Source organism: Plectonema radiosum NIES-515 (assembly GCF_025753815.1).
Classification (GTDB): Bacteria; Cyanobacteriota; Cyanobacteriia; order Cyanobacteriales; family Nostocaceae; genus Hassallia; species Hassallia radiosum_A.
In genome coordinates, this window is sequence record NZ_JAOWRF010000035.1 from 1 (window position 1) to 15,184 (window position 15,184).

Annotated in this window: 11 protein-coding genes and 2 pseudogenes; 11 read left to right on the forward strand and 2 right to left on the reverse strand. The window is 43.0% G+C overall.

Annotated elements, in window-relative coordinates; translation table 11 throughout:
• Nucleotides 1-91: 91 nt before the first annotated feature.
• Nucleotides 92-496: a hypothetical protein gene (locus OGM63_RS02255; protein WP_263743874.1), complete on the reverse strand. Its 405-nt coding sequence runs from the start codon at nucleotides 494-496 to the stop codon at nucleotides 92-94.
• 1,166 nt (nucleotides 497-1,662) lie between these two features.
• Between OGM63_RS02255 and OGM63_RS02260 the strand changes: the two genes are divergently transcribed.
• From OGM63_RS02260 to OGM63_RS02305, 11 genes and pseudogenes are all read left to right on the forward strand, one after another.
• The gene (locus OGM63_RS02260) at nucleotides 1,663-3,003 is read left to right on the forward strand and encodes a YwqJ-related putative deaminase (RefSeq protein WP_263743875.1); all 1,341 of its coding nucleotides are present in this window, start codon (nucleotides 1,663-1,665) and stop codon (nucleotides 3,001-3,003) included.
• Between the two features lie 51 nt (nucleotides 3,004-3,054).
• Nucleotides 3,055-3,504, forward strand: coding sequence for an SUKH-3 domain-containing protein (locus tag OGM63_RS02265; protein WP_263743876.1), 450 nt, complete (start codon nucleotides 3,055-3,057; stop codon nucleotides 3,502-3,504).
• 122 nt (nucleotides 3,505-3,626) lie between these two features.
• Nucleotides 3,627-4,253, forward strand: a complete 627-nt coding sequence (locus OGM63_RS02270) for a DUF416 family protein (protein WP_263743877.1) — start codon at nucleotides 3,627-3,629, stop codon at nucleotides 4,251-4,253.
• Nucleotides 4,254-4,338: 85 nt separating this feature from the next.
• Nucleotides 4,339-4,662: a hypothetical protein gene (locus OGM63_RS02275; RefSeq protein ID WP_263743878.1), complete on the forward strand. Its 324-nt coding sequence runs from the start codon at nucleotides 4,339-4,341 to the stop codon at nucleotides 4,660-4,662.
• Nucleotides 4,663-4,862: 200 nt separating this feature from the next.
• Entirely contained in the window at nucleotides 4,863-5,558 is a 696-nt protein-coding gene (locus tag OGM63_RS02280) for a hypothetical protein (RefSeq protein ID WP_263743880.1), read from the forward strand.
• A 26-nt stretch (nucleotides 5,559-5,584) separates the two neighbouring features.
• Nucleotides 5,585-6,283 (forward strand): hypothetical protein, encoded by a 699-nt coding sequence (locus OGM63_RS02285; protein ID WP_263743881.1) that lies wholly within the window; start codon nucleotides 5,585-5,587, stop codon nucleotides 6,281-6,283.
• Between the two features lie 636 nt (nucleotides 6,284-6,919).
• Nucleotides 6,920-9,616 (forward strand): annotated as a pseudogene (locus OGM63_RS02290) (phycobilisome rod-core linker polypeptide); the annotation flags it as partial.
• Nucleotides 9,617-9,838: 222 nt separating this feature from the next.
• A pseudogene (locus OGM63_RS29505) lies at nucleotides 9,839-10,321 on the forward strand (phycobilisome rod-core linker polypeptide); the annotation flags it as partial.
• A gap of 441 nt (nucleotides 10,322-10,762) precedes the next feature.
• Complete coding sequence (gene apcA, locus OGM63_RS02295) at nucleotides 10,763-11,248, forward strand: allophycocyanin subunit alpha (RefSeq protein ID WP_263743883.1); 486 nt, start codon at nucleotides 10,763-10,765, stop codon at nucleotides 11,246-11,248.
• A gap of 65 nt (nucleotides 11,249-11,313) precedes the next feature.
• A complete protein-coding gene (apcB, locus tag OGM63_RS02300; protein WP_263743884.1) occupies nucleotides 11,314-11,799 on the forward strand; it encodes an allophycocyanin subunit beta in 486 nt (161 codons plus the stop codon).
• Between the two features lie 255 nt (nucleotides 11,800-12,054).
• The gene (locus tag OGM63_RS02305; protein ID WP_029638447.1) at nucleotides 12,055-12,258 is read left to right on the forward strand and encodes a phycobilisome linker polypeptide; all 204 of its coding nucleotides are present in this window, start codon (nucleotides 12,055-12,057) and stop codon (nucleotides 12,256-12,258) included.
• Between the two features lie 451 nt (nucleotides 12,259-12,709).
• Here OGM63_RS02305 and OGM63_RS02310 read toward each other — a convergent pair whose 3' ends face one another.
• Nucleotides 12,710-14,479, reverse strand: coding sequence for an FG-GAP-like repeat-containing protein (locus tag OGM63_RS02310; RefSeq protein WP_263743885.1), 1,770 nt, complete (start codon nucleotides 14,477-14,479; stop codon nucleotides 12,710-12,712).
• Nucleotides 14,480-15,184 lie beyond the last annotated feature (705 nt).

Below are 15,184 nucleotides of genomic sequence, written 5' to 3' on the forward strand. Positions count from 1 at the left end.
GGGAAGGGCATTCCCAAACTAACGCTAGCGGAGAGGTTCTCTCTACTTCTACTGGTCGCAAGACCAGTAAAAGCAAAGAACCTCGGTGATGCTAGAATCCCCCGCATTTATGCGTGGGGAGTGTCAAAGAGCGAGAATTACGAAAGTCGTTGGCAATTTCGGAATTATAAATATTTTGCAGCAGTTTTACGCCTTTGGCATTATCAGTGGTAAATTTTATGCTGGGGTCATTGCTGACTGTTATTCCTTCTTTAGTTACAGTGCCATTTTGGGAAGTAGTATTTACAAAAAAGTATAAATTACCGTTGCGACCTCCGTAACCATGCGTTTCGCTGTTATATTTCAGCGCTGATAGTTGAGGTCTAGTTTTTGCCCAGTTGAGGACGGTGTTAATATTTTGTCCTGGTAGGGCATTTGCCGGGGCAACAGTTAAGGCGATCGCACAAACGGATAAAGCAGCAGTAGATAATAAGTTAAATTTATTACAATTTGGCATGGGTTTTCTCTGTATGGTAGATCAGAATTATAGTTAAGGCGATCGCACTCATTAGGTTAGCGATTGCAGTCAAAAGGCGATCGCACAATTAATTTTAGGAAGGAGAATTGAATAATATGCAACCTCACCCCTAACCCCTCTCCGATGTTTTGGAGAGGGGAGGCTTTGACAATAGTCAAAGACGGGGTGAGGTTTTACGCTTTATTACATCGATCTTGCTGACTAACAGGAGTGAATATTTCAAGGTTGTACAACAGATATATTCTGTGTCAACCTGAAGGCAAGATTCGTGTTTGGTTTTGGTAAGCCATCAGCCGAAGTGTTCGCCCACATCAGAGCTAGAGTGAACAAAGCAGCATGTAATAGTAAGTAAAATTTATTACGCATAAATATAAGTTTTTTTATAAGCGAACGCTGATAAATACAGCTTCACTCATCGCTATTTCGCAATCAGCGGGGAAATTTATTTTTGAGCGATCGCACTCGTGCGTTGCCTCAATAAAGCTGCAAAATATCAATCATTTTTTAGCGAGCATCAGAAATGCTGTACAAATCCACGCGGCAAAATCCCTCGCTACACGACGCGATAACGGGAGACTAATAAAGTATCAGGTAATTAAGTTAGGACGCTTAGGTAGCGTTTCAGGACTTTTCAATTAAATAAACTCTCAGTTGCGTGACTAAGGGCTGTTGAGGGTTGGCAGTGGGTAGTTCTAAAACTTTTATATATGTATTCTTTCCACAGGTTTGGAGAAACACCATTATCCTTGACGGAAAACTTGGTTTGTGAAACTTTATCAGAACAATACAAAAAACCCTGAATTGTTAAGATATTTAATTTTTCAAATTACTACTTAGGCTTATATCTATATTTCTTCTTATAAAATTTAAATGTTACAGCACTTTTGTTTAGATTAACTTTATAAACAATTGAGTATAATTTTAGTCAATAAATATTGAAAATTACCTATACATTGTAATTGGTACATAAGTTTTAAATACCAAATTTTGCTAGGAAAAAATTAGATATAGTTACAACACCATTTTTATGAGTTAGACTCATCCGCTCAAAAACAAATAAATCTGTATCTAAATTAGTAGGAATTTGGACTTTTCTTTTACTTTTAATATTTAAAGGGATTTTTGCTAAACCTGCTTATGCATTCTTGTCATCCCTAGACGCTTGTGCTGCTAATCCTGAATGTGCTGCTGCTATAAGTTCTGAAGTAGCTCCTGCTGTTTCTGCTCCTACAGGTGCTGGGTTTGGTGCTTCAACTCTTAGCACTACTACTGCTGCTGGAGCTACTACTTCTTCTGTGCAAGGTGTTGCGGAAATTTCTGTTGCTGCGAGGCTTGGTACTTTAGGAATTTTATACTATTGGAATCAGTCTCAAAATGAAAAGGCTCAGGAAAAGGCTAAGAAGAAGTATTGTACTACTTATCCTAATGATTCTGAGGTTTGTACTCATTGGAAAATTCGTGGTGTTGCTTACACTGCCCCTGATTACCCCGATTGCCCTTATGCTTATTCGGAAAAATTTATTGATGTTCCCTATGGTGTTACTCCTCATTTAGAGATTGTTCAAACTAACGGGTATCCTTGGGGATGCAAGAGCGCACTTCTTGCTAAGATTCCCGAAATTGATTATTTTGATCAAATTACTCAATGGCAAAGCCTGCAAGGTCTAGATAAGGTTGAGGTCAATAAATCTTGGTCTGATTGGTCTCAAGAAAAGCGTGATGAAGCAGTTAGATTATTAAATGGTTCTGACTGGCAAGGTTTGATTAATTCAATGCCTCAAGCGGGGATATTAAATCCTGGAGATAAGATTAATGCCCCGACAATTGTAATTCCAGGAGAAGAGACAGACGACCCTAATACACCAGCCGATGAGCGTTTGTTGAGGAAGGAACACGGATTCTTTACTTTTCCTGGAAAAAATGATTTTGATTATGACGCAGACGGAACAGCAGATTCTGCTGACCCAGAGCCGCAAAATCCTTCTGTGCCAACGGCAAGCGATAACTCGTCAGGTTCCTCATCAGACCAGTCACCGAATCCACCTAATCCTAGTGAACCACTAGACACTTCCCAAGAACCCAGACCAGCACCTTTATCGGAAATATCTGAAGGCATACAAGCAAAAGATTTTGCGGAAGCAAAGGCTGCGGAATTGCGTGATACTTTGCCTAAAAGAGATATTCCAAGAGCAACCGCAGCCGCAGTAAACACTAAAACTGGTAAGGTTTACTATGGCACAAGTGGTAAACCTTTACCTACAACAATCGACGAGTATTTAGCAGAGCGTATGCCCTCACCTAGCCTCGAACCGTGGGAGGTGTCAAACTGTGCGGAATTTAAGGCAGTCAATAATGCACTGTTGGATGGAGCCAATGTAGAAGATTTAGAAGTACATACAGTTAGGACTAAAACAGGTGAAGCGTTTCCCCGGTGTCAAAACTGTCGAGTAACCACCGATGGGACAAATGTGACAAGCGACCCCTAGCCCGTCAATTAATCAAGGACAACCTTGATGCAAGAAAAGGAACAGTTACTTATGACAGTATTTTCAACAGAAACAAGAGCATTGCTACAGCAGGCTGGATGGAGCGAAGAGCGTTGTGTGGATACAAGCGAATACGAGAAAAGCTTGAAGTTAGAAGGTTATCCCCTTCATGAGGTTGTATTGGATTTTTTGAAACGTTTTGGGGGTTTGCGAGTAGTATATCCACACTACCGGGTCAAAAACGAAAAAGACGAATTTTACATCAATCCGACTCTTGCTGCTGCACACATCTATCCTGAAAGGGTTGAAGATTACAGTGAGCGGGTGGGCGCTCCGCTTTGCATCATCGGCGAGGCTTTCAGCTATCATATGACTTTAGTAATGGCTCAAGATGGTAAAGTATACGCAGGCTACGACGACACATTGATTCATGTTGGGGACTCTGGAACTGATGCCATTGAAGCCCTTTGCAGTGGAAGGGATACGCCAAAAATACCCTGATGCCAAAACTCAAACATGAAAAACTGAAAAACGGGGCAGGCTAGAAGCCTAAGAACATTCTTCATTGCTAGAGCAGGCTGGATGGAGGGAAAACCGCTGTTTAGATATAAGCGAATAACAAAATGAATCTAAACTTATACAAATTTGATGCCTTAGAAAAAGAACTAGAAGGACTCCCTCCCCTTCATAGAATCGCGTTTGCGGCTTCTTGTTGCGAGAGGCTGCTTCCCAACTACAACGCTTTTTCTTTTCTGGAAAACTGGGGAGATCCCTCTGTGCTGAGAACTGCACTTAATGAAGTTTGGCAAATCCTTCAAGGAAAGCCAGTGGATGCTGCTTTAATTCGTCGATTAATAAAGGATTGTGAAGATGTAATCCCAGACTCGGATGACTTTGGTGGCTTGTCTGATATGGAAGCACAAGAGGCAGCTATAGCGATCTGCAACACTCTAGAAGCCTGTCTTAATCCTACCCCACAGCAGATTATTAGGGTGGCGAACTGTGTTACAAACACCATTGATGCATTCATCCCTCACGGAGACAAATCTTTCAATGTCAGTGAGTCTAAAGTTGGATTAAAAAAGCTGGAAGAGGCGATCGCAAGCCACCCGTTGGCAGTTCGAGAAATGGCTAAACAAAGCGAAGATTTACGCTTTCTGAAGCAGGCTGATAAATTAGATCCAGACTTTGTGGAATGGCTTCGCACCTCATTTAACAACGACGGAAAAAGCCTAATTGACTTAGGCTGAGGTTGATTTAACAGCATCGGCAGATTTTCTCAGTTCGAGGGGATAAAGTAAGAAAACTTTAGAAAAGGTAAGTAATTAAATTAATATGCCGGACGATTATCATTTACTTAAACTTGGTGGTCTGACATCGCTAATTACAAGTGTGAAGGTCTCTCTATGGGGAAACGAAGTATCACTTGAATGTGTGTACAATCCTGCTAAGGAGCGCTTACCTTATGTCCTAATTTTTCAGGATTGTCGCGACATAAGGTGGACTGTGCATGATTCAGAGGAAATACATGAACTAGAAGCTGACCTAATTGGCTTTTCTATGGGTACAAAATCCCATCAGGAACCTGCTGTAATTACCACAGATATCTTTGAAATATCGATAATTTATGGTAGTTTTTTTCTCCAAAAAAATTGGTAAAGGGGTTATTGATAGTATTAATGGAACAATTACTGATGACGATGCAAAACAGAAATTTTTTGAATTTTTTGAAGAATACTTGAATAGGAACAAGAGTTTAGAAGTACACGAAAATAGTGGTTAAGCAGAAAGTATCCTGAGTGTGTTATGCCGTAGGCTAACGCACTCAGGATACTTGTTTTAAAGCGTAGGTAATCAATATGAACAATCTCTCTAGACTTCTCCAAGAGATAAAAGATAACCCAGTCGTGTACATAGACAAGCCATCAATTACTTGTCTTCATTCATTCTTAAATGGGTATTTAGATGCTCCAATATATCTGGGATTGGATCGAGAAATTTCTGGCTTTGAAGGATTTAAAGATTGGATACAAGAAAGAGCAAAAACTAAAGTATGTCAATCATGGTCTGAGATAATTATCTTTGGCTGTGGAAGTGAGAGAAGCGCCTTCTATAGATTTTTTGAATTATTTGAGGAATTTAAAAAACTGAAAGATATTTCAAAAACTCAAGAAGGTAAAGAAAAATATAGTGCTACTGAAAAAAAATCAAGGTTTTTTGATTTTGATATTTATGACGAGATTTTAAAGGGCATAAAGAAGAGACCAGGTATGTTTTTAGGAACTAGCTCAATTACTAAGCTTGATATGCTTTTGCGAGGATACAGTCTGGGTCGAAAAGAAGTTGGTGTACCCCCAACTAAGCCAGAAAGAGAATTTTCAGGTTTTCAATCATGGGTTCAAGAAAAATATGAAATAAAATCAGGTCAATCATGGGCAAAAATAATTCTCTTCTTCTCTATAGATGACTATGAAGCCCTACAAAGATTTTTTGAACTGTACGAAGAATACCAAAATAGAAACAAGAGTTCAAAATTTGACGAAAAAAGTGTTTAAGCAGAGAGCATCTGGATGTAATCAATATGAATAATTTATCTAGACTTCTTCAAAATATCAAAGATAACCCTGCCACATACTTAGATAAACCATCACTTACTTGTCTTCATTCATTCTTAAATAGCTACTTAAGTACTTTTTGTGATTTGGGATTTATTCAGGAATGCTTGGCAATGGAAGGATTTGGAGACTGGATGCAAGAAAGAGTAGAAACTACAGTACCTCGCTCGTGGGATGCAATATTTCTGTTTACACATGGGAGTGAAAGAAATGCCTTTTATAGCTTTTTTGAACTATTTGAAGAGTTTTTGAAGCATAAAGAAAGTTACCAAAATCAAAAAGATGAAGCTGAAGAAAATTTAAAATCCAATATGAAGAATTGGAAATCTGGTACATACAATTTCTACAAGCTTCTAAAGGATATTAAAAAGAGACCAGCTATGTACTTGGGTACTACCTCAATTACTAGGCTTGACATGGCTTTAAGAGGATACAAAGTAGCTCGAACAGAAGTTGGTTTAGCTGCAACTGAAGAGGAAATACAATTTGAAGGGTTTCAAAAATGGGTTCAAGAAAAATATGAAATTAAATCAAATCAATCTTGGGCAAAAATAATTCTCTTCTTCTCTATGGATGAGCATGAAGCCTTAGAAAGATTTTTTGAGTTATTTGAAGAATACCAAAATAGAAACAAAAGTTCCGAAGTTGAGAAAAACAGTGATTAAGCAGACAGCATCTGGAGGTAATCATTCTTCATTGCTACAGCAGGCTGGATGGAGTGAAAACCGCAAAGTAGACACAAGTGAATACTAGAAGTGCTTAAAGTTAGAAGGTTATCCAGTTCATGCGGTTATAGTGGATTTTTTAGTACGTTTTGGGGGTTTACGGGTAATATATCCTCACCCCCGTGTTCCTCAAACCAATGACGAGTTTTGTATTAATCCGAAGTAGATGTACCAAATAAAATATAGTGGTTCTCATTTGACTTAAATACATAAAACGCATCGATTTTGTCACCACCAACTAAAAATCACCACTCCTCATAGTCCGCGTAGGCGGACTTCGTTCGTTTAGCCGCGACTTCCAGTCGTCAGGCACTAACGACACAAAACTTAGACTTTCTCTCACAGGCGCCTCCCATCCACTTGCCCAACCAGACACTTGTAGATTACAGATTGACACACTTCTTAATAAAGCCGCTCAGATGCCGCAAAACGTTCTAATCTAAAAGCTGAACTGGGTTAAATTTTTCTAGCAGTTTTGAAGGTGGCACGGAACCCCATGACCACACCGATGTGTCAACCTGCAAACGAACCCAGGCTTAACACATAAATAATTATGATGGGAGTTTTACAAATCCGATGAGTGTTAAGGCAAGTGGTGGAAGCTCAGTTGCGCGTCCGCAACTATATCAAACTTTAGCTTTGTCAACAATTACCCAAGCGGAACAGCAAGACCGCTTTTTGGGAACCGGCGAACTGAAGGAACTCGAAAGCTATTTTGCATCTGGTGCAAAGCGTTTAGAAATTGCCCAGACGCTCACGGACAATTCTGAGATTATAGTCTCACGAGCCGCCAACCGAATTTTTGTCGGTGGTTCGCCAATGGCTTTCTTAGAAAAGCTCAAAGAACCAGAACTAGCGACTGTCGCTGCTGGGGGAATGGATGTAAGAGAGGGAATGAAATTAGGAACCGTCACCTACGTGGAAACTCGTGGGGGATTCCTAGAAAACTTGCGTTCTATTTTTAACTCCTCCCCTAGTGGTGGTGCGACGCCTGCGGGTTTTAGACCAATCAACATTTCCCGTTATGGTCCTAGCAACATGGCTAAGAGCTTGCGGGACTTGTCGTGGTTTCTGCGCTACGCGACTTATGCGATCGTTGCAGGCGACCCCAACATTATATCCGTGAATACACGGGGACTGCGGGAAATAATTGAAAACGCTTGTTCTGGTGAAGCGACAATTGTGGCTTTGCAGGAAATCAAACAAGCATCACTTTCCTTTTTCCGCAAGGATGCTGAGGCAACAGATATTGTGACTCAGTACATGGATGTTTTGCTGGGAGAATTCAAAGCACCCACCCCATCAAATAAACTGCGTCAACGTTCTTCTAGTGACCAACAAGGGTTAGAACTGCCCCAAATATATTTTAATGCGGCAGAGCGTAGACCCAAGTTTGTGATGAAGACTGGATTGGGCGCAAGTGAAAAAGTTGAAATCATCAAAGCGGCTTATCGGCAAATTTTTGAGCGCGACATTACCCGTGCTTACAGTCAGTCGATATCTAACCTGGAATCTCAGGTGAAGAACGGTACAATCTCGATGAAAGAGTTTGTCCGACGCCTTGGCAAATCTCCCCTTTACCAAAAACAGTTTTATCAGCCTTTTATCAACAGCCGCGCTTTAGAATTGGCATTCCGTCACTTCCTCGGACGTGGACCGAGTAGCCGCGAAGAAGTACAAAATTACTTCTCGATTATTTCCAATGGCGGTCTATCTGCTTTAGTCGATGCCTTGGTAGATTCTCAGGAATATTCTGACTACTTTGGAGAAGAAACAGTACCATACCTGCGCGGTCTGGGTCAAGAAGCTCAAGAATGTCGCAACTGGGGACCGCAGCAAGACCTGTTAAATTACAGTGCGCCTTTCCGGAAAGTTCCTCAGTTTATCACCACATTCGCTGACTACGAACAGCCACTACCAGATCAACACGTTTACGGTTCTGGTAACGATCCGCTGGAAATTCAATTTGGAGCGATTTTCCCGAAAGAAACTCGCAACCCCAGCAGTCGTCCGGCGCCTTTTGGCAAAGATACCAAGCGGATTTTGATTCACAATGGTCCGGGTATTAATAACCAGAATAGCAATCCGCGATCGCGTGGTGAATTCCCAGGTACCTTGGGTCCGAAAATCTTCCGCTTAGATCAGCTACCGGGCACAAGAGGCAGAAAGTCACCAACCGGTGTCAGTGTAAAATACTCAGAAAGTTCCACCCAAGCACTAATTAAAGGTGCTTACCTGCAAGTTTTCGGTCGCGATGTTTACGAAGGTCAGCGGCTGAAAGTAGCAGAAATTAAGCTAGAAAACGGTGAAATTTCTGTAAGGGAATTTATCCGCGCTTTGGCAAAGTCGGATCTATTCCGGAAAATGTACTGGACTTCGCTTTATGTGTGTAAGGCGATCGAGTACATTCACCGGCGCTTGTTGGGTCGTCCTACCTACGGTCGCCAAGAAAATAACAAGTACTTCGATATATGTTCTAAGAAGGGCTTCTACGCCTTGGTAGATGCGATTCTTGACAGTCCGGAGTACAGTGAGGCATTTGGTGAAGATACTGTTCCTTACGAACGTTATCTGACTCCTCAAGGTGTATCGCTGCGACAACTGCGGGTTGGTAGCATTCGCGAAGATGTAGTCGTTAACAGAGTTGATCAACAAGAAACACCACGCTTTGTCGAACTTGGTGCTGTCACTCAAGAACGCTCAGAACCGGATATTCAGTCCCGCATTAACCAAGGTGTTAGCAAGAAGCGCGAACAAACGAAAATCTTCAAGCAGATTGCTGGTACTAATGACAAAGTTGCCGTTAAAACTTTGATCAACGCTGCCTACCGTCAGATTTTCGAGCGCGATATTGCTCCATACATCGTTAAAAACGAGTTTACGACCTTAGAAAGCAAATTGGGTAACGGGGAAATTAACGTTAAGGAATTCATCGAAGGTTTAGGTTGTTCGAGTCTATACCAAAAAGAATTCTACGCGCCTTATCCCAACACCAAGGTAATTGAACTGGGAACCAAGCACTTCTTAGGTCGTGCGCCATTAGACCAGGGGGAAATACGTAAGTATAACCAGATACTGGCTAGTGAAGGGTTGCGTGCCTTTATTGGGGCAATGGTGAACAGTGCTGAGTATCTGCAAGCCTTTGGTGAAGACGTGGTGCCTTATAACCGCTTCTTAACATTGCCGGCGGCGAATTATCCGAACTCTCAGAAATTGTACAACCAACTCACCAAGCAAAACGATGATGTGGTTGTGCCCAGTTTTGATACAGTGCAGCCGCGTATGGATGTGGCAAAAATGCCGATTTTGGGCAAGGCGATCGCAGATTTGGCAGCGAGAACTCGCGATATCGACAAAACCAAACCGCTGTTTATCGAACTCGGTCGTTCTTTCAACGACGGTCGCGGACAGTCGGTGGAAGTTGGTGTTGGTACAAGCCGTCGCAAACCAGCCCGTATTTACCGCATGACCGTAGGCTCAGGTCAAGCAGAAATGCAGCAAGTGATGGACGCGATTTACTGTCAGGTAATGGATGTCTTTAGCGGACAGGTTCCTAGTTACTTCCGCCGTTCTGACTTAGAAAGCAAACTGCGAAACGGGGAAATTTCCGTGCGCGAGTTTGTGCGCGATTTAGCTAGTTCAGAAATCTATCGCAAACGCTTCTATACGCCTTATCCCAATACCAAAGTGATTGAGTTCCTATTCCGTCACATATTGGGACGCGCACCAGCTACTCAGGCAGAAATACGCACTTACAACAAGTTGCTGGCTGATAGTGGTTTAAAAGCCGCTGTAGAAGCGATGGTGGAAAGTCCAGAGTACGCTCGTTACTTTGGTGAAGACGTGGTGCCTTACCCACGCTTCCCGTCTTTACCTGCGGGTAACTACCTCGGTAGCGTCCAAGCAGCTGCGGACTTGGTGAAACAATCCTGGTCTAGCTTGTCACCGTCTGTGTTGACCGGCGGACGTGCTAGGTAGCGATCGCGTTTAGAGAGACAAGGGAGACAAGGGAGACAAGGGAGACAAGGGGACAAGGGAGACAAGGTGAATTTTATTCGTTGTCTCCTTGTCTCCCCATCCCCCCTCTCCCCCTCTCCCCCTCCCCCCCTCCCCCCCTCCCAACCCCCCGCAACAAAGCTTTCAGATTGTCCGTGCGACTGCAAATCTGAAAAAAGATATTACAAAGTATTAAGAGCAGTCATAATTGCTCAACATAATGCCCGAAAATATTTTGCGGAAGGTATCTGAGTTTTACGGCTTGTGTAGTTCTATTTACCCAAATCAACTCGAAATTCCTAGCACAACACAAACAATTTTGCAAGTGTTTTGTCTAAGAAAACGAGAAAAACTCAGTCAATCCAAAAAGTCGCACCAGTTTAATCAAATTCTGGTTTCATTAGTACTGGAGGAATCCAAATCATGAGTATCGTCACGAAAGCTATCGTGAATGCTGATGCAGAAGCCCGCTACCTTAGCCCTGGCGAACTGGATCGGATCAAGAGCTTTGTTACAGGTGGTGAGCGTCGTCTTCGCATCGCTCAAGTTTTGACAGACAACCGCGAGCGGATTGTTAAGCAAGCTGGTGACCAACTGTTCCAAAAGCGTCCTGATGTTGTATCTCCTGGTGGCAACGCTTACGGTCAAGAAATGACTGCTACTTGCCTGCGTGACCTGGATTACTACCTCCGTCTCATCACCTACGGAGTTGTTTCTGGTGATGTAACCCCCATCGAAGAAATCGGTGTTGTGGGTGTTCGCGAAATGTACAAGTCCTTGGGAACTCCCATTGACGCTGTTGCTTCAGGCGTAAACGCAATGAAGAATGCAGCCGCATCCCTGTTGTCAAGTGAAGATGCTGGTGAAGCCGGCGCTTACTTCGACTACCTAGTTGGTGCAATGCAATAGGTTGAACTTGTTTCTCTGTGGAAACAGAACAATTGCAATACGGTTGGAAATAAGGAATTAACAACATGCAAGACGCAATTACCGCTGTCATTAACTCTTCAGACGTTCAAGGTAAGTACCTCGACACCTCTGCTTTAGAGAAATTAAAAGGCTACTTCTCAACTGGTGAACTGCGCGTTCGTGCTGCTAGCAGCATCAGCGCTAATGCTTCGGCGATCGTCAAAGAAGCTGTAGCAAAAGCTTTGTTGTACTCTGACATCACCCGTCCAGGTGGCAACATGTACACCACCCGTCGCTATGCTGCTTGCATCCGCGATTTGGACTACTACTTGCGTTATTCTACCTACGCTATGTTGGCTGGAGATCCTTCCATCCTTGATGAGCGTGTGTTGAATGGCTTGAAAGAAACCTACAATTCCTTGGGTGTACCCGTTGGTGCAACTGTGCAAGCTATCCAAGCAATGAAAGAAGTAACTGCTAGCTTGGTTGGTCCCGACGCTGGTAAGGAAATGGGCGTTTACTTCGACTATATCTCTTCTGGCTTAAGCTAAGAGTTAGTCAGCACTTAAATAACTAGTTGAAGTTAGGTGCGGCTTGATTAAGGTCTGGAAATCAATCGTGAGTGCTAGAAAGTTATGTCGCTTGTCTTTTTGAATTTAGAAATTTGGAGTGATGAGTGTTAGCTGTCTAGTATTGATGATTGATTTCCAGCCTTGGAGTAAAACTAAAAAGATTTACGTAAAAGATACACTCCCATTTTTTTGACATAAAAAAGTTTTCACGATAAATACAGGAGATTTAACCCGATGCGGATGTTTAAAGTTACCGCTTGCGTTCCCAGTCAAACTCGCATTCGCACTCAACGCGAACTGCAAAACACCTACTTTACCAAGTTGGTTCCTTATGACAACTGGTTTCGCGAACAACAGCGCATTATGAAAATGGGCGGCAAAATCGTCAAGGTGGAGCTAGCAACTGGCAAGCAAGGCACCAATACTGGGTTACTGTAATTCCTATATAACAAAAATTATTGTAGGGAGTTGCAAAGAGGTCAATGATGACCTCTTTTTTGTTGCTTGAAAGTCCTCAGGCTAGAAGCCTGAGGTGTTGCGCGGAAGTGGTCATACCAATTTTGTGTGAAGTTGCGGTTTATTCGCCCTGCGCCGAGCGCACGCTGCGCGAACAGGCGCTTTAGCCTGGGAGCAACGCGGGCACACAAACAAGAGCTTACCTACGTGGGCGCTCTTAGGCACATTTTCATAAATAAACGGTATTACGCAAAAATATTGACAGGAGATTTCAGGTAAATGAAGTACATATATAAAATCCAAAAACTTGTAGAGACGTAGCAGTGCTACGTCTCTACGTGTATTCGATATTAGGGCAATCTGCTGTATGTCAATGCGTTGGCATCAGCCTTTCCGCAGGGTAGGAAGAGAAGCAATCTCAAATCCTACGGTATTAAACTCCTACAGGTTTGGAATCAGGTTTCGTAACGGGTTGGGAAGAAGAATTTGTGACAGGAACCAATTCCCATTGCTGACTCAGGCTACCATTAGCTTCTCTGATAATAGCCCTAGGGAACACTAAAAGGGGTTCAGTAATATCTATCACTAAGCTCTTATCGACTTTACTTTTTATGAATCCTTCCTCTGTGATGATCCATTGCGGATTTGTATTTTGAGATGGTCGGTTGACAACAACTCCGGTATCAGGCGCAATCGTACCATTTCGACCATCTAGCACAAAACCATTGAGCCTACTTAGGATTAAGCCTTGCTCATCAATTGACCATTCTTGATTAGCTTGACCATTGCGTGGAGCCAAAACAACTTCTGTCCCTGGTAATGGAATGCGTGCGGCAATATCCAATACTCTATGGTTGCTCTTGTTTTCGATTAAAAAATAGCTTGGTGGTGGTAGTATTGGTATCGTTTGATCTGGTTGTTCTGGTAGTATTGGTATCGTTTGATCTGGTTGTTCTGGTAGTATTGGTATCGTTTGATCTGGTTGTTCTGGTAGTATTGGTATCGTTTGATCTGGTTGTTCTGGTAGTATTGGTACCGTTTGATCTGGTTGTTCTGGTGGTGGTGCTTCTGTCGTGTTGATCAAGACGGAGACGCTGTTGCCGCTCCCATTTGCCGTAGCGAGGTCAACCCTGCCGTCGTTGTCGAAATCCGCAGCCACTATAGATCTGGGTCTATTGTTGCCAACGAGCGGGAAGTTAGTCGGGAGTCCAAAATTGCCATTCCCATTTCCCAGTAAGACGGAGACGCTGTTGCTGCTACTATTTGCCGTAGCTAGGTCAAGCATTGTGTCGCCGTTGACATCCGCAGCCACTACAGAACTGGGATTGCCGCGGACTTCCCAGTCAGTCGGGAGTCGAAAAGTGCCATTCCCATTTCCCAGGAAGACGGAGACGCTGTTGCCGCTCCCATTTGCCGTAGCTAGGTCAAGGTTGCCGTCCTTGTTGACATCTGCAGCCACTACATGCGGGTTACCCCCGCTGAATGGGAAGGCAGTCGGGGATCCAAAAGTGCCATTGCCATTTCCCAGTAAGACGACGACGTTGGTCGAACCTGCCGTAGCCAGGTCAAGGTTGAGGTCGTTGTTGAAATCCGCAGCCACTACAGACTGGGGAAAATTGCCGACCGGGAATTCAGTCGCAGGTTCAAAAGAGCCATTGCCATTTCCCAGTAAGACGGAGACGTTGTTGCTATTTATATTTGCCGTAGCCAGGTCAAGATTGCTGTCGTTGTTGAAATCCGCAGCCACTATAGAGTGGGAACGATTGCCGACCTCGAAGTGATTCGGAGGATATCGAAAAGAGCCATTGCCATTTCCCAGTCTGACGGAGACGTTGTCGGTTTCTGGATTTGCCGTAGCGAAGTCAACCCTGCTGTCGTTGTCGAAATCCGCAGCCACTACAGAGTAGGGTCTATATACGACATCGTAGGGATGAGTCAAGGGTTGAAAAGAGCCATCGCCATTTCCCAGGAAAACGCCAACATTGAAGCTGCCAGGATTTGCCGTAGCCAGGTCAAGGTTGCGGTCGTTGTTGAAATCCGCAGCCACTACAGAGCGGGGAGAACCGCTGACCGGGAAGTTAGTCGCATTGGCAAAACTCACTGGAACATTAACAGTTGTATTCGCTAATGCATCAGGAGTTGTAAACAGGAAGCTACTGACACACAAAAGTGCTGTCAGGAGAAATGAAGTGAATTTTTTCATCGTAGATTGTATTTACAGATGAGTCAAACTGTTGCCAGAAAACGAAGTTGTTGTTCTTTTTTGAACAACTTTTCCAGAAGTTGCACACAAAAAATTAGGAGTTACGCATTGACAGACATCAGCAAATGTGGATTACCTCTGGTTACAAAGAGTTTTTCTTGCCTCTGCCTAGGTGATGGAAAAGTGTTAATATCATATTCTCGTACTAGTCACTACTCTTATTCCAAGACAATTTGTACCTTGAGAACCTACGTTTTCAATAGTCGCCTTAGTGATTCCATTAACAGGAAAGATGAAGTGTTCAGAAGTACCAGCATTTATGATTTGAGGCACTGTTGGTATCTCAGGACGTATAGTTGTGAATCGAAGAGCTCCGTTAACAGTAGATCTCTGATTGATTACAGTCACTATTAACTCTCTAGCAGGATTAAATTCTAGCTCCAAGAGTTCATTATTGTAGAGCGTGACATCGCAGTTTCGGGAAATGTTCAGTTGACATTGAGCTTGTGCATGTGCAGCATTAGTTTGAAAACCAAAAGTTACCACAAAGGCAAGCATTAGTATTGTCAGACAGTTAATTAGATGTTTCATTTTCGTTACTTTGATTTAGAGTTATCTACCAATACGTCTCGCTTAAGCCCACAGGCTGTAGCCTCACCGTTCACGGTCAAGGCTATCTTAACCAAACCCTATTGAGGAGACCAC